This window comes from Longispora urticae, from assembly GCF_053902585.1.
In genome coordinates, this window is sequence record NZ_JAQZSH010000029.1 from 58,191 (window position 1) to 83,614 (window position 25,424).

The window sequence follows — 25,424 nt, forward strand, 5'->3', positions numbered from 1 at the left end:
GTGCGCCTAGATCGGGCCGACGTAGACCCAGTCGCCGTTGTCGCGGAGGAAGCGGCTGTGCTCGTGCATCGCGCCGGGCCGGCCGCCCTCCCGGTAGTGCGCGCGGAACTCGACCGTGCCCTCGGTGTCGAACAGTCCGCCACCGGCCTTCGCGAGCACCTCGAGGCGTACCCATCGCAGGTCCGTGTCGAGGTCCAGCTCCGCCGGCCGGGTGCTCGGGTGCCACGACCGCAGCAGGTAGGCGGTGTCCCCGACCGCGAACGCGCTGAACCGGGACCGCATCAGGGTCTCGGCGGTCGGCGCGCTCTGCCCGGCGTGGAACCGGCCGCAGCAGGCGGGGTAGGGCTCGCCGAGCCCGCAGGGACAGAAGTCAGTTGCCATCCCCTCATTCTGCCGACCACCCAACTCGCGCTGTCACACCAGTCGCATGATCACCTCGAGCCCGTCGTCGGGGTGGTAGGTCCACGAGGCGTGGATGTTGTCCCAGTCACCGGTCTGGCGGCCGTCGAGTGCCCGGGTCGAGTTCATCTCCGCGATCACCGAATCGGGCGTCTTCAACGCCACGAGGAAGCAAGCGAGTTCCGTGAGCGTGAGGCCGGCCGACTTCTTGCCCACGCTCTGGATGGTGAGTGATCGTCCCCCGTCCCCCGTCCTCGCGTGCGGAGAGGAAGGCGCGCAGGTGCGTCGGGCAGCCAGAAACGGTGACTCTGACGCCGTGGTGGCGGACCCCGAGGTGGACGTGCCCCCGCTCCAGATCGCCGCGCCCACACTGAGGAGGAACACGGCCAACACGGCGCCGAGGACTATCCACAGCTTCCGCTGCGATCCCTGTCCCGCGGGTCCGGGTTCCACCGCCTCGGGGGCGTCGCCGGCCGAAGGTCCCTCGCCGACTCGATAGACCTCACCTGTCGGGGTCGGGTCCAGCTCAGGAAAGACAAAGTCGGGGCCGGGATCGGCGGGGCGGGTCGGCTGGGTGTCCGGGCTGGTCACGAGTGTCTCCCTGTACGGGGCATGGGAAGGGTGCCGCCTGAGCGGGCGGTGACTACCCGGTCACGCTAGAACCACGCTCCTCATGGGACATCAGGTAACGAGTCGTGTTCGCCCACTGACAGTTCCGAACAACCTGGCCGTGTCTCTCCCCGCGCCGCCGATCATGCCTGTCCCGACAACTTCGGCGGCCTCCCCGCGAACCGGCGGCGTCACAGACGAGACCCGACACAGACCATTCGAGGGGTACTGGGCGGCCAGGGCCCCCTTCCCGGGTAGCAAGTGGCTCGCCCCCGATTCGACCAAGGCCGATCTGGGCGCGGTCCAGCTCACGACGCCCCGTCCGGGAGCCGCGCGCTGGCCGGCTGACCTGGTACCCGTCGGAGGGGTTAGCGGGGTTCGGAGAGTTTCTGGGTGATCAGGCGGAGCTGGTCGCCGTAGCGGGACTCGAATTCCGGGGAGCCCGGTTCGACGCCGAAGAGCTGGCGGACGATGTGCGGGAGGGTGATCGGGGCCATCACCATGCCCATCATGGCGAGCATGAAGGACGCCGGGTCGATGTCGGCGGCCAGCTCGCCGGTCTCGCGGCGGCGGTACAGGTCGGAGAGGTCCTCGGGCGGCTCGGGCGGGGTCTCCCCGTCGGCGGCGAGCCCGTGCCACAGGACGAGCCGGATGGACGCCGGGTTGGCCAGCACCTCGTGCAGGTAGCGGGCGGTGAGTTCCGGGATCGACAGGTCCGGCGTCGCGAACTCGGCCTCCCTGCGCTGCCACTCGCTCTGCAGCGCGCGGTAGAGGCCCTCCTTGCCGCCGAAGTAGTAGTTGATCAGGCGTTTGTTGACCCCGGCCCGGTCGGCGATGTCCTGGACGCGCGCGCCCGCGTACCCCTTGGCGGCGAACACCTCCAGGGCCGCGGTGAGCAGCTGGCGGCGCGAGCGTTCGGCGTCGCGCTGCCGTTCCTCGGGGGCCGGGGTGCGCCGGCTGCCGGTGGGTGCCTCCATCGGCTCAGGCTACTTCACCTGCGGATGAGCTCAATTCCCCAGTTGGTGCATTGACGTTAATTCCCCAACTGGTTAACATCGCCGGGAGACCCCTGCGAAAGGTGCGATCGTCATGATTCTGGTAACCGGAGCCACCGGGAACGTCGGCCGGCACGTCGTCACCCTGCTCCTGGAGGCCGGCGAGAAGGTCCGTGCGATCAGCCGCGACCCGGCCACCGCCGGCCTGCCCGACGGCGTCGAGGTCCTCGAAGGGGACCTGCGCCGGCCCGAGACCCTGCCCGCCGCCCTGAACGGCGTCGACCGGGCCTACCTGTTCCCCGTGCACGACTCCCTCGGCGACTTCCTCGCCGGGGCCCGCGAGGTCGGGGTCGGCCGGATCGTGCTGCTGTCCTCGATGGCCGTGAACTTCGGGGTCGGCAACGAGATCGCCCGCTGGCACGCCGAGTCCGAGCAGGCGGTGCTCGACTCCGGGCTGCCGTGGACGTTCCTGCGGCCCGGCGCGTTCATGGTCAACGACCTCGGGTGGGCGCACTCGATCAAGGCCGACGGCGTGGTCCGCGCGGCGTACGGGGACTCGGCCAGCGCGCCCATCGACGAGCGGGACATCGCCGAGGTGGCGGTGCGCGCGCTGCTGGACGACGGGCACGAGGGGCAGGCGTACACGTTGACGGGGCCCGCCTCGCACACCCAGGTGGAGCGGGTCCGGATCCTCGGTGAGGTGCTCGGCCGGGAGCTGCGGTTCGAGGAGCTGACCCGGGAGGCGGCCCGGCGGGAGATGGAGCGGTTCATGCCGCCGGAGATCTCCGAGGTGCTGGTGGAGCTGCTGGCGTCGACCGTCGGGACGACCGCGGAGATCGAGCCGGCCGTGCAGCGGATCCTGGGACGGGCCGGGCGGTCGTACGCGGAGTGGGCGGGGCGGTGGGCCGGGGAGTTCCGCTGAGTCGACGCCGGAGGCTCCCCCGGTCCGGTGGCCCGCGTGGGGCCTCCCCGCCGAAACCGGCAAGCCTGGATGGAGCAGGACCTGGGCCCTGGGCCCGGCTCGCCCCGGCCGGTCCGGGTGGGGCCGCTCCTCCCCCGGGCGAGGAGCGGCCCGCTGCGGTCAGCGCAGGCCCGGCACCTCGGTGACCAGGTACGGCGGGGTGCCGGCGCCCGACGGGAGCTGGCTGTTCACCCAGAGCAGCCGGCCCCGGTCCCGGGCGAGCGTCGTCGGCCCGACGGTCCCGGCCACGGCGTTCGAGTCGCCGAGGACCCGCGCGGCCGTGTGGTCCCGGTTCAGCTCGACCAGCCGGGTGAGGAACTCCCACTCGCCGGCCGCGTTCAGCCTGTTCCAGACGCCGTAGAGCCGGCGGCCCTCCAGGACGAGGCCGTCGCCGGAGAACGCCTGGCCGTCGGCGATCCGGAGCGCGCTGACGGCCCGGGTCGCGAGGTCGATCCGGTAGGTGACGTCCACGCCCTGCTCGGCGACGAGGAGTACCCGGCCGTCGGCACTGGTCACGATGCCGTTGAGGAACGAGGGCACCGGGTCGAACGCGTCGATCGTCAGCCACGGGGTGAGGGGCCCGACCCGGTCGCCGGTGAGGGAGGCCCGCCAGACGGTCTGGTTGACGGAGTCCGTGACATGGACGGCGTCGGCGGTGAAGGCCATGTCGTTGAGGAACGAGGCGGACGCGTCCACGGTGCGCCGGGCCAGCGGGCGGCCGGAGCGGTCGTACACGAAGAGGGTGCCGGTGGCCGCGCCCGCGACGAACAGCCGGCCGCGCCGGTCCAGCTTGACGCCGGTCGCGGAGGTCCGGCCGTCGACACCGGGGGCGAGGAACGGGCGCAGGGCGCGGTCGCACACGTGGCCCCGGTAGACGGCGCCGGTCGCGACGCTGGTCACGTACATCGTGCCGTCGCGGGTGACCTCGATGCCCTCGGGGGAGGCGCCGGGCTCGCGGGTGACGACGTACTCGCGGATCGGGTCCTGGTGGGCCGAGGCCGGGGAGCCGGGGGTGGTGGCGCCGGCGGTGGCGGCGAGGGCGGCCACGCCGGTCCTGAGGAGGGTTCGTCTGTCCATGGCACCGAGGATGCTGCGGTCGACCCCGTGGCCACCACGCCTTTCAGCCGTGCCTGAAAGGGGCTCACCCCGGACACGACAACGATCCGACGGGTACCGGTGGGACCGTGCCGTTCCCGCGCGTCGCCCTGGTCCACGGCGGGCCGCCCCCGGAGCCCGACCGGGCGGGCCGGCACCCGGCGGTGTGACGGAACGGTGACCTGGGCCGCTCATGCTGGACGGGTGCTGCGTATCCACTTCACGCCCGCCGACCTGGGCCGGGTCACCCTCGCCACCGGCCCCGACGTGATGCTGGAGCTGCAGCACAGCGTCCTGATGCTCGACCGGGCCTGGGGCGGCGGCTGGACGGGCCGCTGGCGGCGCTCCGTGCTCCCGAAGCTGTCCCCCCGGCTCCGCCCCGTCCTCGACCTGATGCCCGTCCTGGGCTACTCGCCGGACTTCCTCTCCCCGGTCGGTGCCCGCGACTTCCGGTCCGCGCTCGCCACCGTCGTCGAGGCCCCGACCGACCAGGTCCGCGCCGAACTGGCCGCGCTCGACCGGCCGCTCACGCCCTGGGCGCGGGCCCTCGCGGCCGGGGACACGTCGGCGCGCCGGGAGCTGGGGGCGGTGCTGACGGCGTACCACGATGTGGGGGTCGCACCACAGTGGAGCACCGTCGCGGCCCGGGTGACGGCGGACCGGGCGGTGCGCGGCCAGGTGCTCCTCGACGGCGGCCTCGACCGGCTCCTCGACACCCTGCACCCGGACATCCGGTGGACCGCGCCGACCCTGACGATCCGCTGCCCGGCCGCCCCGCCGCAGAGCATGGAGTTCCACCTGGGCGGGCGGGGCCTGACCCTCGTGCCGCTGTTCTTCGGCGGGGTGTCCACCTACGCGGAGCCGCCGACCGGGCCGGCCGTGCTGGCGTACCCGATCCCGCACGACCCCTCCCCCGCGGTACCCGGCGACCGGCTCGTGTCCCTGCTCGGCCGGACCCGGGCCGCCGTCCTGGTGACCCTGCTGAACGCGGGGTCCACGACGCAGATCGCCCAGCGGGTGGGCACGTCGGTGGCCTCGGCGAGCCAGCACGCGACGGTGCTGCGCGAGGCGGGGCTGATCACGACGACCCGGCTGGGCGGGGCGGTGCTGCACGCGCTGACCCCGCTGGGCGAGGAACTGGTCCGCGACACCGCGCGCTGACCGGACCGACGAGTCGCGCGGTGACCCGCACCGCTCGCTGACCGACCCGCGCGCTGGACGGGTGCAACTCGTGCGGTAGTGGGGCCGGTCCGTACACCTTCTGCGGTACGGCCCGTGCTACCGCCAGGGGACGACAGCGGTTGCCAGGTCAACTATGTTGCGTCAATGTCGCCGATACTGCCCCGGGTCAGGCGGCTGGCCTCGGAGAACCCGCTCGCGGTGGACGTGCTGTACACGGGGCTGGTCACCGCTGTCAGTGTGCCGCTGAGCCACGAGCACGCCCCGGGTTCCTGGGGCGACATCGACGGGCTGGGCGACGTCCTGGTCATCGCGATGAGCCTGCCGCTCGTGGCGCGCCGGCGTGCGCCCGTCGCTGTGCTGGCCGCGTGCCTGGGGCTGTGGACGGTCTACATCGCACTGAACTACTGGCCGGTGGTGGGCACGTACCCGGCGCTGTTCGCGTTGTACACCCTCGCCTCGCTCCGCCCGGCCCGGGTGGTGGCCCCGTGGATGGCCGCCACCGCCGGGGTGTGGGTGTTCGCGGGGGCGCTCACCGAGGGCGGTTCGATGGTGACCGTGTTCGCGCAGGCCGTGGCCCTGCCGTGCCTGATCTGGCGGTTCGGGGACGCCAGCCGGCAGACGTCGCTGCGCAACCAGCAGCTCGCCGACCTGGCCGAACGGCTCCGGGTGGAGCAGGAGGACCGGGCCCGGCGGGCGGTGTTCGACGAGCGGGTCCGGATCGCCCGGGAACTGCACGACGTCGTCGCCCACCACATCTCCGTCATCTCCGTGCACTCGGGGCTGGCCCGGTACGTGTTCGACACCGATCCCGACACCGCCCGGCGCGCGCTGGGCACGATCCGGGACACCAGCGCGGAGGTACTCGACGAGATGCGCCGGCTCCTCGCCCTGCTGCGGGTCGAGCCGGACTCCGACTCCTACGATCCGGCGCCCGGGGTCGCCCGGCTCGGTGAGCTGGCCGAACGGCTCCGGGAGGCCGGCATGCCCGTGGAGCTGCGGGTGACCGGCGAGCCGCGCGCGCTGGCCCCGGGCATCGACCAGTGCGTGTACCGGATCGTGCAGGAGTGCCTGACCAACGCGCTCCGGCACGCGATGCCGGCGACGGCGGTGGTGGAGCTGGCGTACCAGCCGGAGCTGCTCACGGTCTCCGTCACGGACGACGGGGCGAACGCGGCCGGGTCGGGCACAGCCGGGGCGGGCGGCACCAAGCCGGGCGCTGCCGGGCCTGGCGTTCCGGGGCCGGACGGAACAGGCCATGGCCTGGTGGGCATGCGCGAACGGGCCGTCCTCTACGGCGGCACCCTCGTCGCCGGCCCGCGCCCCGAGGGCGGCTTCGCGGTCACCCTGACCCTGCCGCTGGCCAGGCTGGGATGACAGACCCCAGGAACGTCATCCGGGTACTCGTCGTGGACGACCAGCCCCTGATCCGCGCCGGCCTGGCGTCCCTGATCCGCGCGGCCCCCGGCCTGGACGTGGTGGCGGAGGCGTCCGACGGGGTGGAGGCGGTGGCGCTGGCCGCCCGGACCCGCCCCGACGTGGTGCTGATGGACATCCGGATGCCCGGGATGAGCGGCGTGACCGCCACGGAGCACATCCTGGCCGCCCCGGTCCGCCCCAAGCCCCGGGTGCTGATCCTGACGACCCTCGACCTCGACGAGTACGTGTACACCGCGTTGCAGGCCGGCGCGTGCGGGTTCCTGCTCAAGGACACCCCGCCGGAGCGCCTGATCGCGGCCATCGCCACGGTCTCCGCGGAGGACGTGCTCCTCGCGCCGGCCGTGACCCGCCGGCTGATCGAGACGTACGCGCGCCGGTCGCCGGCCCCGGCCGCCACCGCCGGACTGACCGCCCGGGAGAACGAGGTGCTGCGCCTGGTCGCGCGGGGGCTGTCGAACGGGGCCATCGCCGCCGGGCTGGTGCTCAGCGAGGCGACGGTGAAGACGCACGTCAGCCGGATCATGGCGAAGCTGGGCCTGGGCAGCCGCGCCCAGGTGGTGGTGTTCGCCTACGAGTCCCGCCTGGTCACCCCGCGCGAACCGCGGTAGCCGCACGGCCCCCGGACCGGGCCCCGGGCCTGTCACCGCTCCCCCGGTGGCACCCGGAGCCGCCCCGACCCTGCCGACCCCGCTCCCCCGGCGGATCCGGAGCCTCCCCCCGCCGGCCGCGCTCAGCCCACCGCCCCCGGATCCGCCCGCGCCTCGCCCAGCGCCGACAGCATCAGGACCTGCGCCAGGATGATCCGCTCGATCTCCCCCGGATCCACGCTCTCGTCGGGGGCGTGGATCGCCGCCCGGGCCAGGTCCTCGGCCCCCCACAGGATCACGTCGGCGTTCGGCGCGGCCTTCTTCAGGTACGCGACGAGCGGGATGGAGCCGCCCGACCCGATCACCGAGGCCGGCTTCCCGAACGCCTCGCTGAGCCCGGCGCGCGCGGCCCCGATCGCCGGCCCGGTCAGGTCCACCTCGAACGGGTGCCCCACCTTGACGCGCTTCGTCTCCACCTCCACGTTGCCGGGGGCGTGGGATTCCAGGTGGTCCATCAGGAGCTGGAGTTCGCGTTCGGGGTCGCAGCCCGGTACCACCCGCATGGAGATCTTCGCGGTGGCGGTGGGGATCAGGATGTTCGCGGCCTCGGCGGTGTTCGGGGCGTCCAGGCCGATCGCGGTGACCGAGGGCCGCGCCCACAGCCGGGACGCGACGGTGCCGGTGCCGACCAGGTCGACCCCGTCGAGGACGCCGGCGGCGGTCCGGAAGTCGGCCTCGGGGAAGTCCGCGCCGGACCAGTCGTGCGCGTGCAGGCCCTCGATGGCCACGTCGCCGTCCGGGGTGTGCAGGGTGGCCAGGATCCGGGCGAGGGCGATCAGCGCGTCGGGGGCCGCGCCGCCGAACAGGCCGGAGTGCACCGGGGCGGCCAGGGTGCGCACGGTGACGGTGCAGGACACGTCGCCGCGCAGGTGGGTGGTGAGCGCGGGCTCGCCGACCCGCACGTTGCCCATGTCGGCGATGACGAACGCGTCGCAGGCGAACAGCGCGGGATGCGCCTCGACGTACGCCTCCAGGTGGCTGATCGTCTCCTCCTCGCCCTCGACGAGGATCTTGACCCCGACGGGCGGCGTACCCCCGAAGGCTCGCAGGGTTGCCAGGTGCGCGACGACCCCGCTCTTGTCGTCGGCGGCGCCCCGGCCGTGGATCCGGCCGTCGGGGCCGTCGGTGGCCGTCCACGGGTCGCTGGTCCAGCCCTGGTTCGGAGCAGGCTGCACGTCGTAGTGCGCGTACAGCAGGACGGTGGGCGCGCCGGGCGGGGCGGGGATCTCGCCGTAGACGGACGGGTAGCCGGCACCCAGGTCGAGGAGGCGCGCGTCCGTGACCCCGGCGGCCCGGAACAGGTCGAGGACGTCGGCGGCCATCGCGTGCACCGGCTCGGGCGGGAAGCCGGGGAACGCGACGGAGGCGTGCCCGACGAGGCGGCGCAGGTCGGTGAGCACCCCCGGCATCAGCTGCCCGACGGTGGTTCGCGCGGTGGCGGTGTCCATGGCGACTCCTTCTCGACAGTGGTCTGTTTCCCTTGCTACGCCACGAATCTGGACAGCACCAGCCCCACGCCGACGACGCTCACCCAGGACACGAGCATCGGGATGGTGAACGAGTGCCAGACGATCAGGTGGCTGAGCCGGGTGGTGCCGGTCCGGTCGATCTGCACGGCGGCGATCTGGGTGCCGTTGGCCGGGAACAGCCACACCCCGACCAGCGACGGCCACATCGCGGTGACCGTGGCCGCCGGCAGCGCGGCGAGCCCGATCGGCACGATGGCCCGGGTGGTCGCCGACTGGCTGGTGGTCAGGCCGCACATGACGAACAGGGCCACGGCCAGGAACAGCGAGTGTTCCTTGGCGATGTCGGCGAGCGGGTCGATGATCTGCTTCGCGTTGCCGGAGATGAACGTGTCGGCCATCCACGCCACCCCGAACAGCGCGACGGCCGCGATGATCCCCGAGGACATCAGGGGCTGGCGGACCACGTCGGCGGCCGGCACCCGGTTGGCGAGCAGGATCGCCAGGGCGACGGTGAACATGACCAGCTCGATGCAGATGGTCATGCCGAGCCGTTCGGACTTCCCGCCGACGGTGACCAGGGGCCGGAGGCGGTCGAAGAGGCCCATCGCGACGATGACGGCGACCCCGGACAGGAATATCCCGGTACTGCGCGCCGCGCCGGCCCGCAACGGCGCCTCCGGTTCGGCCTCCCCGGTGCTCGACGCGGCCACCGGCACCGGCTCGCACTCCCCCGCCGCCACCCGCCGCCGGAACTCCGGATCGTCGGCCAGCTCCTTCCCGACCCGGTTCTGCACGAGCGAGGTCACGACCGTGGCGACCAGCCCGGCCGGCAGCGTGATCAGCAGTACCTTGCTGAGGGTGAACCCGCCGGGCATCAGGGTCAGGTACGCGGCCATCGCCGCCGACACCGGGCTCGCCGTGATGCCCAGCCCGGAGCACACGGTCGACGCGGCGAGGGGGCGTTCGGGGCGGACCCCGTTGCGGAACGCCGTCTCGTAGATGACCGGGATCAGGGCGAAGAAGATGTTGGACGTGCCCGCGCCGACCGTGAACACGAACGACACCAGCGGCGCGATGACCGTGATCCGGCGCGGGTTGCGCCGGATGATCCGGGAGGCCACGGAGACCAGGTAGTCGATGCCGCCGGCCGCCTGCATGGCCGAGGACGCGGTGATGACGGCGATGATGATGAAGAACGCGTCCACGGGCGGGGAGCCGGGGTCCAGTCCGAAGCCGAAGACGAGGAGCGCGGTGCCGAACGCGCCCCACAGGCCGAGGCCGATGCCGCCGGTGCGGACGCCCATCGCGATCGCGCCGAGGACGACCAGGGCTTCGAGGACCAGTTTCGCGGTACCCATCTCAGTCGGCCTTTCCCGTGCTCGCCCGCCACTCGGCGAGGTAGCCGTCGAGCACGGCGCGCAGGTGGTGCCCGATCTTGAGATAGTCGAGGTCGTTGAGGTTGGCCAGCGACACCCGCACCGACCAGGCCGGCCCGTCGAACCCGCTGCCGTTGAGCAGCACCACGGAGTACTGGTCGGCGAGCCGGAACAGCAGGTCGGCCGGCTCGTAGGAGGCCTGGAGGTACTCGGCGAACGCGGGGTCCACGTGCCGGTGCGCCTCGTCGAGGATGTCGATCTCGACGTAGTACGCGGCGCGTTTGGCGTCGGGCGGGAAGGTGACCTCCGCGCCCTCGGCGAGCAGTTCGAGCCGGCGGTGCACGGTGTCGCGGAGCAGCTGCTTGTAGTCCTGGCCCTCGGGCAGCTGGTTGAACAGCGAGAACAGCATCAGCTGGGCCTGCTGCGGCCCGGACAGCCCGGAGGTGTGCCGCAGCGCGACCTGCCGGGAGTCGGCGACGAGCCGGTCGACGAACTTCACCGCGCCCGGGTCCAGGGACAGCGTCCGGTACCGGGCGGCCAGCGCGGCGGTGTCGGCGGCGGGCAGCTCGGCGATCAGCCGGTCGACCACGTTGTCCTCGTGCAGCGCGATCACGCCGAGCCGCTGGCCGGTGGCCCCGTAGTGCTTGGAGTAGGAGTAGACGAGCGCCGTGTTGTACGGGGCGGCGGCGGCCAGCGAGGTGAACCCGGGGACGAACGTCGCGTACACGTCGTCGGTGATGATGACCAGGCCCGGGTTGCTGGTCGCCACGATGTCGACGATCCGGTCCCGGGTCCGCCCGGACAGCTCGATGGAGGCCGGGTTCGCCGGGTTGACCAGGAACAGCGCCTTCACGGCCGGGTCGGCGAGCTTGTCGATCTCGGCGTCCGGATAGAACCAGGTGTGCAGCCCGGCGGGGTCCTCGGGCGTGGCGGCCACCCGCACGACATCGAAGTCGTACCGGGCGAGCTGCGGGATCTCCACGTACGGCGGGAACAGCGGGGTCATCAGCGCGATCCGGTCCCCCTCGCGCAGCACCCGGTTCACCATCAGCGAGTCGAACAGGTAGCACATCGCGGCCGTGCCGCCCTCGGTGGCGAACACGTCGAACGTCCCGGCGGGCGGCCGGCCCGCGCACAGCTCGGCGGCCAGGTAGTCGCGGACCACCCGCTCGCAGTGCCGGAGGATCCGGTTCGGCTCGGGGTAGTTGTCCCCGATGACGGCGTCGACGAGTTCGTGCACCCACTCGTCGGGGCCGAAGTCGAGTTCGCGGATGCCGTAGTCGACGCAGGCCCGCAGGAGCACGATGCCGGGCAGGCCGGGGTGCGCGTCGGCGAACGCCCCGAACCGGGCCGCCGCGCCCTTCGCCGTGGGCATGCCGCCCAGGTTGTCGGCCGTCCACACCCGGCGGCTCTCGGTCAGCGCGAACTGGCCGAGGGCGAAGTACGCCTCGCGGGGGCCGGTCGCGATCCAGTTCGGGTTGCCCCGGCCGGCGTCGAGCACCGGGCGGCCCGAGGTGACCTGGGCGGAGAGGGCGCGGGCGATCTGTTCGCGTTCCAGTTCGAAGGGGCTCAGTTCGCTCAGGCGGCGCAGCTGGGCCCGGCTGAGGGCGGCGTCGGTCATAGCGCTACCCCACGATCGTCGACATGAGCAGGCCGACAGCGGTGCCGACCAGGATGAACACCACGGTGGGTACGAGGAAGGAGTGGTTGAGCACGTACTTGCCGATCCGGGTCGTACCCGTCTGGTCGAAGTTGACCGTGGCGATCTGCGACCCGTTGGCCGGGAGCAGGTACATGCCCATCACGGCCGGCCACATGCCCGTGATCGACGCGGCGGACAGCCCCAGGTTCAGCCCGATCGGCACGATCGCGTTGGTGGCGCTGGACTGGCTGGTGGTCAGCATCGCCACCAGGGCCAGGGCCAGCGCGAACAGCAGCGAGAACCGGCCGACCACCCCGCCGAGCGCGCTGGTGATGTCCGCGCTGTTGCCGGCGACGAACGTGCCCGCGAGCCAGGCCAGCCCGAACAGCGCGATGGCGCCGACGATGCCGGCGGGGAACGTGGACTGCTTCGGCACGTCGCCGGCCTTCACCTTGCAGGCCAGGAAGATCACCGCGGCCACCAGGCCCATGACCAGCTCGATCGTGACCGTGACGCTGACCCGCTCGGACTTGCCGGCCACGGCGACGATCGGCCGGAGCCGCTCGAACAGGCCGAACGCCACGATCACGGCGACGCCCGCCAGGAAGATCAGCGCGGAGTTGCGGGACGCGGCCGGCAGCGGCTGGGTGAGGTCCACCTTCGGCGGCGGCTGGATCCGGCCGTCGGCGAGCCTGCGCTGGTACTCGGCGTCCTCTTCGAGGGGTTTGCCGATCTTGCTCATCACGAACGCGGCCACCAGCAGGCCGGCGACGCTGGCCGGCCACATGATCAGCAGGATCTTGCCGAGGGTGAAGCCGTGCGGCTGGAGCAGCGCGGTCAGCGACGCCGTGGCCGCCGACACCGGGCTGGCCAGGATGCCCACCTGGGACGCGACGGCCGAGATCGCCAGCGGCCGCTCGGGGCGGAGCTTCTGGCTGTAGGAGGCCTCGTAGATGACCGGGAGCAGCGGGTAGAAGATGTTGCCGGTACCGGCGCCCACGGTGAAGATGAACGAGCTGAACGGCGCCAGGTACACGATCCGCTTCGGGTTGCGTTGGATCGCCTTGCCGGCCTGGCGGACCATCCAGTCGATGCCCCCGGCCGCCTGCATCACCGACGCGGCCGTGATCACGGTCAGCACGATGAACACGGCGTCGGTCGGCACCGGCCCGGGGGCCATCCGGAAGCCGAAGACCAGCACCAGCAGGCCGACCAGGCCCCAGACGCCCAGCCCGATGCCGCCGGTCCGGGTACCCATCACGATCGCCCCGACGACGACCAGCCCCTGCGCGATGATCGCTAGTGTGTGCACCCGATCCCCCGTGATCTGCGTGCGTGCGTCGACCCGTCAGGCGCTCGGACCGCCGTAGTCGCCGTCCCCGTTCGCGGGCAACACCCGGACCGGCAGCCTCGTCTCCACGATCCGGCCGTCGACGGCCTCGACGCGCACCGCCTCGCCGTCCGGCCGGGCGCTGAACGCCTCCACGAGCGTGTCGCCGTGGAAGTGCACGGAGACCAGGTTGCCGACCCCGTACCCGACGGGCAGTTCGCCCTTGAGCAGCGCGTCGTGGAACAACGGCCGGCGCTGGTCCTCGGCGTCGTAGTGCGGGCAGAAGCTGCCGTCGATGATGCCCAGCCCCTCGGGCAGCACCCGCAGCTCCGGCCCGTACGAGTCCGTCGTGCCGCCGTGGAACCAGCAGATCCCGCCCGCGCTCCCGCCGGTCAGCACCGCGCCGCCCGCCCAGGCCTCGCGCAGGATCTCGTCCACACCCTGGCGCCGCCACACGTCGAGCATGTTGGCCGTGTTGCCGCCGCCGACGTGCACCACGTCCATCGACAGCACGAAGGCGCGCAGGTCGCGGACGGTGCGGTGGAAGAGGCGCAGGTGGAAGGGGGTGCACCGGTCGGAGTGGTACGTCTCGTAGAAGCTCACCGCGTAACTGGCGTCGTCGCCGGTGGCCGTGCCGAGGAAGAGCACCCGGGGGCGGTCCTTGCCGGTGAGGGCGAGGACGTGGTCGTGGGTGGGGTCGTCGCGACGGTCCATCATCGCCCGGCCCGCGCCCGTCGCCACCACATGACCGGTCACCCCGATGACGATATCCAAGGGGAAGGTTCGATTTCCGGATATAGCCGAATTGACTGTCCGGCTCCAGCTGGCCCGGCTCGCTGGCTCGGGCCGCCCCGCCCGGCTCGCTGGCTCCGGCTGCCCCGCCCGGCTCGCTGGCTCCGGCTGCCCCGCCCGGCTGGCTGGCTGGCTCGGCTCACCGCCTGGCGCGGAGCTTCCGCACTCCCCACCGGCCAGGCGGTTCTGTCAGGGGTTGCCGGCAGAATGGGGACCGTGCCTGTCACCGCTGACGATGTGCGCGCCATCGCGCTGTCCCTGCCGCGCACCACCGAGCACCTGGTCCGCGACCGGGTCAAGTTCCGGATCCGGAGCATCGTGTATCTGTCGCTGTCCCCCGACGAGACCCTGATGGGCTTCGGGTTCCCGAAGGAGGAACGCGAGGCCCTGGTCGCCGCCGAGCCGGACAAGTTCCTGATGCCGGTCCCGTCCGACGAGCGCTACAACTGGGTCCGGGCCCGGATGGCGGCGCTCGACCCCGCCGAGCTGCGGGAGCTCGTGGTGGACGCGTGGAAGATGTGCGTGCCGAAGAAGGTCGCGCTGGAGTACATGACCAGGCTGGACGTCCGGCACGCCGAGGAGGACGAGGGCTAGCCGATCTCGAAGCCCATCGCCTGGGCCACCACCACCGCCTGCTCCGCGTTGATCACCGCCCCGTCGACCGGCGTCACCGTCGGATCCAGCGCGCTCAGGTCACTGCCGCGCAGGTCGGCCCGGGAGAACCGGGCGCTGTGCAGCTGGGCGGCGGACAGGTCGACCCCGGTCAGGACCGCGTCCTCGCAGTTCGCGCCGGTCAGGTCGACCTCGCGCATGCGTACCCCCTGGAAGGTCGTGCCTCTCAGGTCCGCGCCCGGCAGCGCGACGAACGACCAGTCACCGCCCGTCACCCGCAGCGGCCGCAGCTCGCACTGCGCGAACTGACTCCCGGTCACCTTGCACCCGGTGAACTCGGCCTCGAAGAAGTTGCACCGGTTGAACGTGCAGCGCAGGAAGGCCGCGTCGGTGTGCCGGGAGGCGTTGAACCGGACATTTCCGAAGACGCACTCCTCGAAAACGGCGCCCTGGCTGGTCGCCTCGGTCAGGTCGACGTGCAGGAACGTACAGCGCAGGTAGTGCCGTTCGGCGAACTCCTCGCCGTACCAGTCGACGTTCCTGAAGGTCTGGTCCTCGATCAACTCCGTCACGCGCCCACGCTACCCGGGCCGCTCGGGAACAATGGGAGTGACAACCGCAGGGAGGCCACATGTCCGATTCCACGACCGTGCCGGCGACCCGACTGGAGACCACCTCGTGGTGGTCCGGCCTCCTGGGCTCCGTGAGCCGGGCACTGCGCCCGGTCTCCTTCGGCGCCGAACCGACCGGGGAGCGCCTCGAACGCGTCCTGCGGTCGCCGAACTTCCGCGACGGCTCGTTCCGCAACTCCGAACCGGCCCGGATGATCGTCCAGAAGGGCATGGTCCGGGAGTACTTCCTGGGCGCCGACCGCCGCCAGCGCTACCCCCGCACCCCGATCCAGGTGTACGCCGACACGGCCGCCGACCTGGCCCGCCCCTCCGACACCGGCCTGCGCAGCACCTGGATGGGCCACGCGACCGTGTTCGTGGAGATCGACGGGCACCGGGTGCTGTTCGACCCGGTGTGGGGGAAGCGGTGCTCGCCGTTCACGTTCGCCGGCCCGGGCCGGTTCCATCCGACACCCGTACCCCTCGACCAGCTCGACCCGGACGTGGTGCTGATCTCCCACGACCACTACGACCACCTGGACATGCCGTCGATCCGGGCCCTCGTGGCGTCCCGGGCCGTGTTCGGCGTGCCCCTGGGGGTCGGCGCGCACCTGGAGCACTGGGGCGTCCCGGCGCACCGCATCGTCGAACTGGACTGGGACGAGTCCGCCGAGGTCGGCGGCCTGCGGATCACGGCGACCCCCGCGCGGCACTTCTGCGGCCGGAGCATCCGGAACGGCACCCGCACCCTGTGGGCGTCGTGGGTGGTCGCGGGCGACGGGCACCGGGTGTTCCACAGCGGCGACACGGGGTACTTCGCCGGGTTCGGCACCATCGGCGCGCAGCACGGCCCGTTCGACCTGACGATGATCCAGATCGGGGCGTACAGCGAGTTCTGGCCGGACATCCACATGACCCCCGAGGAGGGCGTGCAGGCGCACGGCGACCTGACCGGGGCGGCGCTGCTGCCGATCCACTGGGGCACGTTCAACCTGGCCCTGCACCCGTGGAACGAGCCGGCGGACCGGACCCTGTCGGCCGCGCGCCAGTCGGGGGCGCGGGTGGCGATCCCCCGACCGGGCGAACCGTTCGAGCCGACCCTGACCGCCCCGACCACCGCCTGGTGGCGCTGAGAAAACCGTCATACGGGTACTGAAGAACGCCCAGCGGTGCCCGACGCATCCCGCCTCCGTGCCACGGCGTCACCCGACCGGGTGCCCGCCGGGTGCCCGACCCGACGTCGGCCGGCCCGGTGCCCGGGGACGCACGCCGCCGATCGGGGCACCGGACGACCGCCGAGGCCCGGGTCGGCTGCCGGCACGCGGCCCGGCCATCGGGGAATGTCACAGGGTGTGGGTAGATTCTCCGGCGGTGCGGGGTGGCCGTACCCGGAAGATGTCAGGGGTTCGACGTGGCTCTGGTCCGGCGGCTCGGCACGGCCGACGCGGTGGTGGTGGGGCTCGGCGCGATGCTCGGCGCGGGCGTGTTCGCGGCCCTGGCCCCGGCCGCGCGGGCCGCCGGGGGCTGGCTGCTCGTCGGGCTGGCGGTCGCGGCCGTCGTCGCCGGGTGCAACGCGATGTCCTCGGCCCGGCTCGCGGCGCTGTACCCGGAGTCGGGCGGCACCTACGTCTACGGCCGCCGCCGGCTCGGCCCGTTCTGGGGCCACCTGGCCGGCTGGGCGTTCGTGGTCGGCAAGACGGCGTCGTGCGCGGCGATGGCGCTGACGTTCGCGGCGTACGCGTTCCCCGGCTGGGAGCGCCCGGCCGCCGTGGCCGCGGTGGCGGCCCTGACCGCGCTGAACTGGCGGGGCGTGCACAAGTCCGCCCTGGCCACCCGGGTGATCGTGGCCGTGGTGCTGGCCGTGCTCGCCGCCGTGGTGGTCGCGGGGCTGTCCGGGCCGGCGCGGCTAGACCTGGCCCCGGGTGGGCCGTTCCCGCTGTCCGGGGTGCTCCAGGCCGCCGGGCTGCTGTTCTTCGCCTTCGCCGGGTACGCCCGGATCGCCACCCTCGGCGAGGAGGTCCGCGACCCGGCCCGCACGATCCCGCGCGCCATCGCGGTCAGCCTGGCCGTCGCCCTCGTCGTGTACGCGGCCGTCGCCGGCACCGCCCTGTCCGTCCTCGGCCCCGGGACCCTCGCGGCGAGCACCATGCCCCTGGCCGACGCGGCGACGGCCGCCGGGGCGGGGTGGCTGGTGCCCGTGGTCCGGGTCGGTGCGGCCGTGGCGGCGCTGGGTTCGCTGCTGGCGCTGATCCTCGGGGTGTCCCGGACGTCGTTCGCGATGGCCCGCGACGGGCACCTGCCCGGGTTCCTGACCGCGACGCATCCCCGGTTCCACGTGCCGCACCGGGCGGAGCTGGCGGTGGGGATCGTGGTGGCGGTGCTGGCCGCGACGGTGGATCTGCGGGGCGCGATCGGCTTCTCGTCGTTCGGGGTCCTGGTGTACTACGCGGTGGCGAACGCGGCGGCGCTCACCCTGGGCAGGGGTAGGGCCGTGGCGGTCCTCGGCCTCCTCGGCTGCCTGGTCCTGGCCGCCACCCTCCCCCGGACCAGCGTCCTCACCGGCCTCGGCGTCCTCGCCCTCGGCGCTGTGTCCTATCTGCTCACGTCACGGGCGCAGGACCCACCACACCAGCGCCACGAGGCCGGCCAGCCCGGCGGCCAGTAGCGCCCGGAACCAGCGGCGCGGCCGGCCCACCACGTCGGCGACCACCACGCTCACGTTGTCCGGGCCGCCACCCTCCAGGGCGAGCTGGATCAGCCGGGCCGCGCACCGGTCCGGGTCCGGTTCCGTGCGCAGGGTCATCGCGATGTCCGCCGTGGACACCGCGTCGGACAGACCATCACTGCACAACAGATAACGGTCGCCGGGTACGGCGCGCCGCCGGATCACCGTCGCGTCGAACGGCTCGCCCTGCAGCACCCGGGTCACGACGGACTTCTGCGGGTGCACGCTGGCCTCGGCGGGACTGATCCGGCCCTCGTCGACCAGGAGCTGGACATACGTGTCATCCCGGGTGAGCTGCGCGAACTCCCCGCCGTGCAGCACGTACGCCCGGGAGTCGCCGGCGTGCGCCAGGATCAGCCGGTTCCCCGAGAGCAGCAGGGTGGTCAGCGTGGTGGCCATGCCGGACAGCGCCGGGTCGGCGGCCACGGCCTCCCGGATCCGCCGGTTCGCGGTGTCGTACGCGGTCCGCAGCGCCGTGACCGGGTCGCGCGGCTCCGGGGTGTCCAGCGGGGCCAGCGCGCCGATCGCCAGGTCGCTGGCCACCTCCCCGGCGGCCTCGCCCCCGACCCCGTCGGCGATGGCCACGAGCTGGGCGCCGGAGTACAGGCTGTCCTCGTTGATCGGCCGGCGGAGTCCGAGGTGACTCGCGGCCCCGCGACGCAGCGTGAGGGATGTACTCATGATGCGATGATGCCTCGGCCGGCAGACTGGTGTCTGTACGCACTAGTACGTAGAGGGGGTCGCGCGTGACCGCGTTGCCGATGGCCGGTCGGGGCGAGGAGCTCGCCGCGATCCTCGGCGCCTGGAAACAGGTGGGCGACCAGTCACAGATCGTGGTGGTCACCGGGGAGGCCGGGGTCGGCAAGAGCCGGCTGGTCGCGGAGGCCCTCGCGGCGCTGCGGCCCCGTCCGACGCGCGTTCTTGCTGGTCAGGCCCGTAGTCACGCGCCGTCCCCGTACGACTGGACGGCCTCGGCGCTCAGCGGGCACCCGCTCGGGGACCTGCCGGTGCCGCCCGAGGCGCTCGCCTGGCTCACCCAGCGTCCCGACGCGCCGCCGCGCGAGTTCACTCCCGACCTGCTGCTGCGGGTGGCCGTGGACGTGACCCGGGCCGTCCTCGGCGACGGGCCCGGCGTACTCGTCGTGGAGGATCTGCACGATCTCGACCCGGCGAGCCTGGCCCTGGTGGCCGAGCTGGCGACCACCCCGCTGCCGGCGCTGGTCCTCGTCACCAGCCGGGCCCCGGACGCGCTCGCCGGCCGGGTACTGGCCCGGCTCGGCGGCACCCCGCGCACCGTCCGCCGGCATCTGGGCCCGCTGTCCCCGGAGGAGGTGGCCGAGGTCCTCGAAGCGGCGTTCGGGACCGCCGCTACGACCGGGACCCACGCGCCCGCCACCCTGGCGGCTGCCGTCCACCACCGCACCGGCGGCAACCCCTACTGGCTCACCGAGCTGATCGCCGCGTTCCGCTCCGCCGGCCCGGAGGCCCTCGGCGGCGCCCCGCTCCCCGCCCACCTGGCCTCGATGGTCACCGACCGGCTGGCCGGCGAGGCACCGGATACGGTCCGGTTCGCGCACGCGGCGGCCCTGCTGGGCGGGACGGCGGCCCTGGCGACGGCGGAGGCCACCGACGCGGCCGTGCACCGGCTCGTCGGCCTGGGCCTCCTGGTTCTGGGCCCGGACGGCGAGCCGGGGTTCCGGTACCCGCTGCTGCGCGAGGCCGTCGCCGACAGCGTGCTGCCGGCGGAGCGGGCCGCACTCCTGGCCCGGGAAACGACCCAGGAACCCGAGGCACACCTCACCGGCCGGGAGCGCGAGGTGCTGGGCTGCGTGGCCGCCGGCATGACCAACCAGCAGGCCGCCACCGCGCTCGGCATCTCGATCCGCACAGTCACCGTGCACGTGTCGAACCTGCTGCGCAAGACCGGCTCCGCGTCGCGCACCGAGGCGGCGCTGTGGGCCGTGCGCAACGGCTACACGGAGTGACACTGTCCGGTTGGCTACCGGCCCCCTAGGGGGGTTAACCCCCCACTGGGATCGGGGGGCCTCCGGATGGTTCCAGAGTGGTCCGTCGATCAGGCTTATGCCCGTGGAAACCCGGACTCACTCTGGAAGGAACGTCGCGATGTCGAAGAGCCCATGGACGGTACGGGTAGCGCGGTTCAGCGCCACCCACCCGTGGCGCGTCATCGGACTCTGGGTGGTATTCGTCGCCCTGTGCTTCACGGTCGGCCAGTTCGCCGGCACCAAGGAGATGAGCGACTCGGACCAGAACATCGGCGAGACCAGCCGGGCCGAGAAGATCATCAAGGATGGACACTTCGACAACCCCTCCGTCGAGAACGTCCTGATCACCCCGCTGTCGGGTGACCTCGACAAGGGCCTCGCGGACAAGGCCGCGGCAGCCGCGACGACCCGGATGCGCGCCCTGACGAAGGACGTGGCGGAGGTGGGTGACCCGGTCACCGCGCCCAACGGCAGAGCGGTGATCGTGCGCGTGACGCTCAAGGGTGAGCGTCAGGGTGCCAGCGACCGGATCCAGCCGCTGCTGGACGCGACGGCCGCGACCCAGAAGGAGTTCCCGGGCCTGCGGGTCGAGGAGGTCGGCGGCGCGTCGATCGGCAAGGCCCTCGACGAGACCCTGGGCAAGGACTTCCAGAAGGCGGAGCTGTTCAGCATCCCCGTGACGCTGCTCATCCTGCTCCTGGCGTTCGGCGCGCTGATCGCGGCCGGTATCCCCCTGATCCTGGCCCTGACCTCGGTGGCGGCGGCGATCGGCCTCTCGGCCGCGGCGTCGCACCTGGTACCGGCCGTGGACGCGGTCGGCAGCGTGATCCTCCTGATCGGCATGGCGGTGGGTGTCGACTACTCCCTGTTCTACCTGCGCAGGGAACGCGAGGAGCGCGCCAAGGGCGCCAGCCACATCGACGCGATCGAACTGGCGGCCAAGACGTCCGGCCACGCGGTCGTGGTGTCCGGCATCGCGGTGATCGTGTCCATGGCGGGGCTGTTCCTGGCCCAGGACGGCGTCTTCTCCTCCTTCGCGGTCGGTTCGATCCTGGTGGTGGCGATCGCGGTCACCGGTTCGCTGACGGTGCTGCCGGCGGTGCTCGGCAAGCTCGGCCGCTGGGTCGACCGGCCCCGCGTCCCGCTGCTCTGGCGGCTCACCGCCCGCAAGGGTGGACAACCGAAGTTCTGGCCGCTGGTACTGCGCCCCGCGCTCAAGCACCCCCTGGTCACGTTCGTCCTCGCCGCGGTCGCCCTGCTCGCCCTCGCCGCCCCGGCGCTGGACATGAAGCTGAAGCTCCCCGGCGAGTCCGACCTGCCGCGCAACACGACGGTGATGCAGGCCTACGACCGGCTGACCGCCGCGTTCCCGAGCACCGGCACGAGCCACGAGGTGGCCATCCGGGGCGACGGCCCGGCCGTGCAGAAGGCCATCGACGCCCTGGTGGCGAAGACGAAGGGCGACCCGCTGTTCGCCCAGGACGGCCTGGAGGAGCCGATGGTGTCGAAGGACGGGAAGATCACCGTCCTGTCCATCGCCACGCCGTACTCCAGCGGCAGCGAGGAGGCGCACAGGTCGCTGGTGAAGCTGCGCACGGAGATCGTGCCGGCGACCCTGGGCACGCTGTCCACGGTGGAGTACGCGGTCGGCGGCTCGGTCGCCGGTGACGTGGACTACGCGGCGCACGTCAAGGAGAAGCTGCCGATCGTCATCGGGTTCGTGCTGCTGCTGACGTTCGTGATGATGACCGTGGTGTTCCGTTCGGTCGTGGTCGCCCTGACCGCCATCGTGCTGAACATGCTCTCGGTCGGCGCCGCGTACGGACTGCTGGTCCTCGTCTTCCAGCACGACTGGGCGGAGAAGCTGCTGGACTTCCGCTCCAACCACGCGGTGGTGTCCTGGCTCCCGCTGTTCCTGTTCGTGATCCTGTTCGGCCTGTCGATGGACTACCACGTGTTCGTGGTGAGCCGGATCCGCGAGGCCGTCCTGCGCGGCGTGCCCAACCGGCAGGCGGTGGCGGAGGGCATCACCGGCTCGGCGGGCGTGGTGACCAGCGCGGCGGCGGTCATGGTCGCGGTGTTCGCGATCTTCGCGACGCTCAGCACCGTCGACATGAAGCAGCTCGGGGTCGGGCTGGCCGCGGCCATCCTGATCGACGCGACGATCATCCGGGCCGTGGTGCTGCCCAGCCTGATGACGCTGCTCGGCAGGGCCAACTGGTGGGCGCCGAAGTTCCTCCGGCCGAAGGCGGCCCCGGCCGCGCCGGCCCCGGAGCGGGAGCTGTCCCCGGTCGGCTAGCACGCGGTCGGGCCGGCGCCGAGGTGCCGGCCCGACCCGGATCGGCCCGGGCCGGTCGATCCGGACGGGGGTAGAGCGGCGGTGATCCCGAGGGGGGGTCACCGCCGCCTCGTCGTCTCCCCGGTTACGGGATGATGACCTCATGATTGACGTGGAGATCCGGGATGACATGGTGCGGCTCGGCCAGTTTCTGAAGCTCGCCGGCGTGCTGGACAGCGGCGGCGAGATCAAGTCCCTGATCGCCTCCGGGGACGTGGACGTGAACGACGAGGTGGAGACCCGCCGCGGCCGCCAGCTGTACCGTGGTGACGTCGTCGCGCTGGGTAGCCACCGGTGGCGGGTGGCGTGATCAAGGGCTGACCAGCCCGAACAGTGTCCTTCGATACGTTGTCGCAATACCGCTTCCCCGGGTGGTTACGATCCCTCTTTCGGGTCTCGTAGGGGAGTGGAAAGTGCGGCTGGCAGTCGACCTCGGCACGTCGCACACGGTCGCCGTCGTGCGCCGCGACGGCCAACCGGTGCGGGCTCTCCTGTTCGATGGTTCGCCGATGTTGCCGTCGGGGGTGTTCATCGACCCGGCTGGTGAGTTACTCACCGGCAAGGACGCCGAACGCCTCGCGCGGACGGCGCCGGACCGGTTCGAGCCGCATCCCAAGCGGGGTGTGGACGAGGGTTTCGCGCTGCTCGGCCAGACCGAGGTGGCTGTCCCGGATCTGTTGGCCGCGATCCTGCGTCGGGTGTCGGTGGAGGCCCGCCATGCCGGGGTCGACCCTGCCGGGGGCCTGATCCTGACGTGTCCGGCGGACTGGGGCAAGCCGCGCCGGGACGTGCTGCGCGAGGCGGCGCGGCGTGCGGGTTTGCATGATGTGCGCCTGGTGGAGGAGCCGGTCGCCGCCGCCACGTACTGCCTGGACGTCTCGGGCCAGCAGGTCTCCGTCGGCCAGGTCCTCGCGGTCTTCGACTTCGGCGGCGGCACCCTGGACGTGACCGTGGTCCGCCGCGACCAGGTGGGCCTGTCCGTGCTGGCCACCGGCGGTCTGGACGACCTCGGCGGCCTGGACGTGGACGCCGCGCTCGTCGGGCACGTGGGCCAGCTCCTGGCCCTGCACGACCCGGACGCGTGGCGGCGGCTGGCGGCCCCGGACACCACCGCCGAGCAGCGCGACCGCCGGGCGTTCTGGTCGGAGGTCCGCTCCGCCAAGGAGATGCTGTCACGCGCCTCGTCCGCGCCGGTGCAGGTCCCCGGCCGCGAGGAGGCCCTGCACCTGACCCGCGAGGAACTCAACCGGGTCGCCGGGCCGCTGATCGACCGGGCCGTGGACGAGACCCGACGGGTATTGCAACGCGCCGGCGTCGGCCCCGGCGCCCTGGCCGGGATCTTCCTCGTCGGCGGCTCCAGCCGCATCCCGCTGGTCGCCAGCCGCCTGCACGCCCGCTTCGGCGTCGCCCCGATGGTCCCCGAACAGCCGGAACTCCCCGTCGCACACGGCGGCCTACTCTGCGCGGACACCACCGACGCCCAAATGGCGGCCAACCCGCTCCAAGGCGGCCTCAGGGCCGTACCGGGTGCGCCCATCGTTGGCGGACTCGCGGAGAATCCCGCGACCGGCTCCGCGCCGACGGGACTCCCGGACAGGCCGGCCACCGGCCTCGTCCCCGCGCCGCCAGCGGGACAGGTCTCCGCGCCCCGGTCCGGAGGCCAGCCCCTCCCGCCGCCTGGTCACGGCGCGACGCCCGAACCGGTCACGCCCGGCCCGCCGACGCGCCGCGGGAGCTTGTGGAAGAGCCCGTTCCGCCTTCTCCTTCCGATCGGCCTGGTGATCGTGATCGCGGCCGGTTTCGTTCCGGTGAGGAACCTGCTCGCGGGTCCAGGGAAGGCTGACGCGGGCACGTACGGTCCCGGCGGCCAGGCGGTGTCGGGCAAGCTGACCGAGACCCAGAACATCGCACTGGTCAACGCGGGTGGAGCTGCGGTCACGGTCTCCGGGGACACGGCCTACTACGCCTCGGTGAAGCCCGGTGGCACCGATGTCGTCGCCCTGCCCACGAAGGGCGGCGCGGAACTGTGGAAGCAGACCGTGAAGGTGGCCGACGCCGACACCACCATCAAGGTGGTGGGCGGAATCGTGCTGGTCGGCGGCAGCGGGACCAGGGCCGGGCTGAACGCGCCCGACGGCACGGTGCTGTGGGACAGCAAGCCGTGGCCGGGCCGGCGCGACCTGGCGTACATCGGGACCGACGTGCTCGTCGAGAGCACCGGGGGCCCGGGGCCGGCGGTGAGTCGGGTGGACCTCGGGACGGGCACGGACCGGTGGTCGCGCCCGCTGCCCGGCGGGGGTCAGCCGAGTACGAACGCCCGGTTCGCGTACGTGGACCGGACCTGGGGTGCCGGGGCCGAGGGCGTCACCGCCGGCTACACGGAGTTCGTGGAGTCACTCGGGGCGCAGGCCGACACCGTGCTGCTGGACGGGGCCAAGGGGACGGGCCACGTGATCGACGCGGCGGGCAAGGACAAGGTCGTCCAGCCGCTGCCGTTGGACCCCGAACACTGGACCGTGTTCAACGGGATGGTCGTCGGGGTGCGGAAGAACACGGACACGATCGTCGCGTACCAGATGGCGAACCTGTCCAAGGTCTGGGAACACCAGTTCCCGTCGGGAACGACGTTCGGTCCGGTCAGCCCGTGCGGACCGACCGCGGTCTGCGTCGGGGTCCAGAACGCCGGCCGGTCAGGGAGCACGATCACCGCCTTCGGCACCGCCGACGGGGCACAGGGCTGGGCGCGGGAGGGCGGCCGGATCGGCATGTCGGCGATGGGCTGCCTGGTGCTCGGCGGCACACTGGTGTGCGGTGCGCGGACCTACGGCTACATCGACAACGGCGTGGTGCTCGACCCCGCGAAGGGCGACAGTCAAGGCTGGGTCCTGCGCGACGCGGCGGTCCGGGCCGCGAGTGCCCAGCGCCTCGTGATCCAGTCCTACGGGAACAGCAGGTGGGCGGTATCCGTCGGGGACCTCGGCAGGAACAGGGTGACGAAGCCGGTGGAGATCGGCACGGAACAGCTGGTCAGCGCCTCGATCTTCGGCGACACGGTGGCGGTGGTCGACGGCGCGCGGCACGTCCGGGTCCTGCGGATCTCGCCCTGACCTTTCGGGGCATACTCGTTGAGCCCACAGGGTCCGGGGCCAGCCGAGGGTGCCGGCCCGGTGCCGGCCAGGTCTGCCGCCCGGGCCGGGG

22 protein-coding genes are annotated in these 25,424 nt (G+C 72.7%); 11 read left to right on the plus strand and 11 right to left on the minus strand.

All coding sequences use genetic code 11. The features are described 5' to 3' along the window. Positions 1-6: 6 nt before the first annotated feature. The 3 genes from PT931_RS19545 to PT931_RS19555 form a co-directional block, all read right to left on the minus strand. Positions 7-381 (minus strand): YchJ family protein, encoded by a 375-nt coding sequence (locus PT931_RS19545; protein ID WP_456247172.1) that lies wholly within the window; start codon positions 379-381, stop codon positions 7-9. Positions 382-414: 33 nt separating this feature from the next. Next, entirely contained in the window at positions 415-615 is a 201-nt protein-coding gene (locus tag PT931_RS19550; RefSeq protein WP_456247173.1) for a hypothetical protein, read from the minus strand. Between the two features lie 761 nt (positions 616-1,376). Next, positions 1,377-1,985, minus strand: coding sequence for a TetR/AcrR family transcriptional regulator (locus PT931_RS19555; RefSeq protein WP_456247174.1), 609 nt, complete (start codon positions 1,983-1,985; stop codon positions 1,377-1,379). Between the two features lie 112 nt (positions 1,986-2,097). On the opposite strand from PT931_RS19555, the gene PT931_RS19560 reads away from it, so the two are divergent. Continuing rightward, a complete protein-coding gene (locus tag PT931_RS19560; protein WP_456247175.1) occupies positions 2,098-2,925 on the plus strand; it encodes an SDR family oxidoreductase in 828 nt (275 codons plus the stop codon). A 159-nt stretch (positions 2,926-3,084) separates the two neighbouring features. Here the strand turns inward: PT931_RS19560 and PT931_RS19565 are convergent, their stop codons facing one another. Beyond that, a complete protein-coding gene (locus PT931_RS19565; protein ID WP_456247176.1) occupies positions 3,085-4,041 on the minus strand; it encodes an SMP-30/gluconolactonase/LRE family protein in 957 nt (318 codons plus the stop codon). Between the two features lie 222 nt (positions 4,042-4,263). Here PT931_RS19565 and PT931_RS19570 point away from each other — a divergent pair, with 222 nt between their 5' ends. From PT931_RS19570 to PT931_RS19580, 3 genes are all read left to right on the plus strand, one after another. Then, positions 4,264-5,220, plus strand: a complete 957-nt coding sequence (locus tag PT931_RS19570) for an ArsR/SmtB family transcription factor (RefSeq protein ID WP_456247177.1) — start codon at positions 4,264-4,266, stop codon at positions 5,218-5,220. A 165-nt stretch (positions 5,221-5,385) separates the two neighbouring features. After that, positions 5,386-6,615, plus strand: coding sequence for a sensor histidine kinase (locus tag PT931_RS19575; protein WP_456247178.1), 1,230 nt, complete (start codon positions 5,386-5,388; stop codon positions 6,613-6,615). Further along, positions 6,612-7,286, plus strand: coding sequence for a response regulator (locus PT931_RS19580; protein WP_456247179.1), 675 nt, complete (start codon positions 6,612-6,614; stop codon positions 7,284-7,286). Before PT931_RS19575 ends, PT931_RS19580 begins: the two co-directional genes overlap by 4 nt. Before the next feature lie 122 nt (positions 7,287-7,408). Here the strand turns inward: PT931_RS19580 and PT931_RS19585 are convergent, their stop codons facing one another. Genes PT931_RS19585 through PT931_RS19605 form a run of 5 tightly spaced genes read right to left on the minus strand, consistent with a single transcriptional unit; the run spans position 7,409 to position 13,898 of the window. Next, positions 7,409-8,773, minus strand: coding sequence for a M20/M25/M40 family metallo-hydrolase (locus tag PT931_RS19585; RefSeq protein WP_456247180.1), 1,365 nt, complete (start codon positions 8,771-8,773; stop codon positions 7,409-7,411). A gap of 35 nt (positions 8,774-8,808) precedes the next feature. After that, complete coding sequence (locus PT931_RS19590; RefSeq protein WP_456247181.1) at positions 8,809-10,152, minus strand: anaerobic C4-dicarboxylate transporter family protein; 1,344 nt, start codon at positions 10,150-10,152, stop codon at positions 8,809-8,811. Position 10,153: 1 nt separating this feature from the next. Further along, a complete protein-coding gene (locus PT931_RS19595) occupies positions 10,154-11,791 on the minus strand; it encodes a bifunctional aspartate transaminase/aspartate 4-decarboxylase (RefSeq protein ID WP_456247182.1) in 1,638 nt (545 codons plus the stop codon). Positions 11,792-11,795: 4 nt separating this feature from the next. Continuing rightward, a complete protein-coding gene (locus PT931_RS19600; protein WP_456247183.1) occupies positions 11,796-13,124 on the minus strand; it encodes an anaerobic C4-dicarboxylate transporter family protein in 1,329 nt (442 codons plus the stop codon). Between the two features lie 36 nt (positions 13,125-13,160). After that, positions 13,161-13,898: a Type 1 glutamine amidotransferase-like domain-containing protein gene (locus PT931_RS19605; RefSeq protein WP_456247184.1), complete on the minus strand. Its 738-nt coding sequence runs from the start codon at positions 13,896-13,898 to the stop codon at positions 13,161-13,163. Between the two features lie 243 nt (positions 13,899-14,141). Between PT931_RS19605 and PT931_RS19610 the strand changes: the two genes are divergently transcribed. Next, positions 14,142-14,528 carry an MmcQ/YjbR family DNA-binding protein gene (locus PT931_RS19610; RefSeq protein WP_456247185.1) on the plus strand — a complete coding sequence of 129 codons (387 nt, stop codon included), beginning with the start codon at positions 14,142-14,144 and terminating at the stop codon, positions 14,526-14,528. Here PT931_RS19610 and PT931_RS19615 read toward each other — a convergent pair. Then, positions 14,525-15,118, minus strand: a complete 594-nt coding sequence (locus tag PT931_RS19615) for a pentapeptide repeat-containing protein (RefSeq protein WP_456247186.1) — start codon at positions 15,116-15,118, stop codon at positions 14,525-14,527. The two genes, PT931_RS19610 and PT931_RS19615, sit on opposite strands and share 4 nt — an antisense overlap. 59 nt (positions 15,119-15,177) lie before the next feature. Between PT931_RS19615 and PT931_RS19620 the strand changes: the two genes are divergently transcribed. Both PT931_RS19620 and PT931_RS19625 read left to right on the plus strand, forming a co-directional pair. After that, positions 15,178-16,290, plus strand: a complete 1,113-nt coding sequence (locus tag PT931_RS19620) for an MBL fold metallo-hydrolase (protein ID WP_456247187.1) — start codon at positions 15,178-15,180, stop codon at positions 16,288-16,290. A gap of 278 nt (positions 16,291-16,568) precedes the next feature. After that, positions 16,569-17,822 carry an APC family permease gene (locus PT931_RS19625; protein WP_456247188.1) on the plus strand — a complete coding sequence of 418 codons (1,254 nt, stop codon included), beginning with the start codon at positions 16,569-16,571 and terminating at the stop codon, positions 17,820-17,822. On the opposite strand, the gene PT931_RS19630 is transcribed toward PT931_RS19625, so the two are convergent. After that, positions 17,763-18,563, minus strand: coding sequence for a PP2C family protein-serine/threonine phosphatase (locus PT931_RS19630; protein ID WP_456247189.1), 801 nt, complete (start codon positions 18,561-18,563; stop codon positions 17,763-17,765). The two genes, PT931_RS19625 and PT931_RS19630, sit on opposite strands and share 60 nt — an antisense overlap. Positions 18,564-18,628: 65 nt before the next feature. Here PT931_RS19630 and PT931_RS19635 point away from each other — a divergent pair, with 65 nt between their 5' ends. From PT931_RS19635 to PT931_RS19650, 4 genes are all read left to right on the plus strand, one after another. Beyond that, positions 18,629-19,867 (plus strand): AAA family ATPase, encoded by a 1,239-nt coding sequence (locus PT931_RS19635; RefSeq protein WP_456247190.1) that lies wholly within the window; start codon positions 18,629-18,631, stop codon positions 19,865-19,867. Positions 19,868-20,006: 139 nt separating this feature from the next. Further along, entirely contained in the window at positions 20,007-22,187 is a 2,181-nt protein-coding gene (locus tag PT931_RS19640) for an MMPL family transporter (protein WP_456247191.1), read from the plus strand. Between the two features lie 142 nt (positions 22,188-22,329). Further along, positions 22,330-22,536 carry an RNA-binding S4 domain-containing protein gene (locus PT931_RS19645; protein WP_456247192.1) on the plus strand — a complete coding sequence of 69 codons (207 nt, stop codon included), beginning with the start codon at positions 22,330-22,332 and terminating at the stop codon, positions 22,534-22,536. A 103-nt stretch (positions 22,537-22,639) separates the two neighbouring features. Then, a complete protein-coding gene (locus PT931_RS19650; protein ID WP_456247193.1) occupies positions 22,640-25,333 on the plus strand; it encodes an Hsp70 family protein in 2,694 nt (897 codons plus the stop codon). Positions 25,334-25,424 lie beyond the last annotated feature (91 nt).

Coding starts and splice junctions, on each gene's coding strand:
- PT931_RS19545 (WP_456247172.1), bottom strand. CDS start 381: ATGGCAACTGACTTCTGTCCCTGCGGGCTCGGCGAGCCCTACCCCGCC.
- PT931_RS19555 (WP_456247174.1), bottom strand. CDS start 1,985: ATGGAGGCACCCACCGGCAGCCGGCGCACCCCGGCCCCCGAGGAACGG.
- PT931_RS19560 (WP_456247175.1), top strand. CDS start 2,098: ATGATTCTGGTAACCGGAGCCACCGGGAACGTCGGCCGGCACGTCGTC.
- PT931_RS19565 (WP_456247176.1), bottom strand. CDS start 4,041: ATGGACAGACGAACCCTCCTCAGGACCGGCGTGGCCGCCCTCGCCGCC.
- PT931_RS19575 (WP_456247178.1), top strand. CDS start 5,386: ATGTCGCCGATACTGCCCCGGGTCAGGCGGCTGGCCTCGGAGAACCCG.
- PT931_RS19580 (WP_456247179.1), top strand. CDS start 6,612: ATGACAGACCCCAGGAACGTCATCCGGGTACTCGTCGTGGACGACCAG.
- PT931_RS19585 (WP_456247180.1), bottom strand. CDS start 8,773: ATGGACACCGCCACCGCGCGAACCACCGTCGGGCAGCTGATGCCGGGG.
- PT931_RS19590 (WP_456247181.1), bottom strand. CDS start 10,152: ATGGGTACCGCGAAACTGGTCCTCGAAGCCCTGGTCGTCCTCGGCGCG.
- PT931_RS19595 (WP_456247182.1), bottom strand. CDS start 11,791: ATGACCGACGCCGCCCTCAGCCGGGCCCAGCTGCGCCGCCTGAGCGAA.
- PT931_RS19610 (WP_456247185.1), top strand. CDS start 14,142: ATGGGGACCGTGCCTGTCACCGCTGACGATGTGCGCGCCATCGCGCTG.
- PT931_RS19620 (WP_456247187.1), top strand. CDS start 15,178: ATGTCCGATTCCACGACCGTGCCGGCGACCCGACTGGAGACCACCTCG.
- PT931_RS19630 (WP_456247189.1), bottom strand. CDS start 18,563: ATGAGTACATCCCTCACGCTGCGTCGCGGGGCCGCGAGTCACCTCGGA.
- PT931_RS19640 (WP_456247191.1), top strand. CDS start 20,007: ATGTCGAAGAGCCCATGGACGGTACGGGTAGCGCGGTTCAGCGCCACC.
- PT931_RS19645 (WP_456247192.1), top strand. CDS start 22,330: ATGATTGACGTGGAGATCCGGGATGACATGGTGCGGCTCGGCCAGTTT.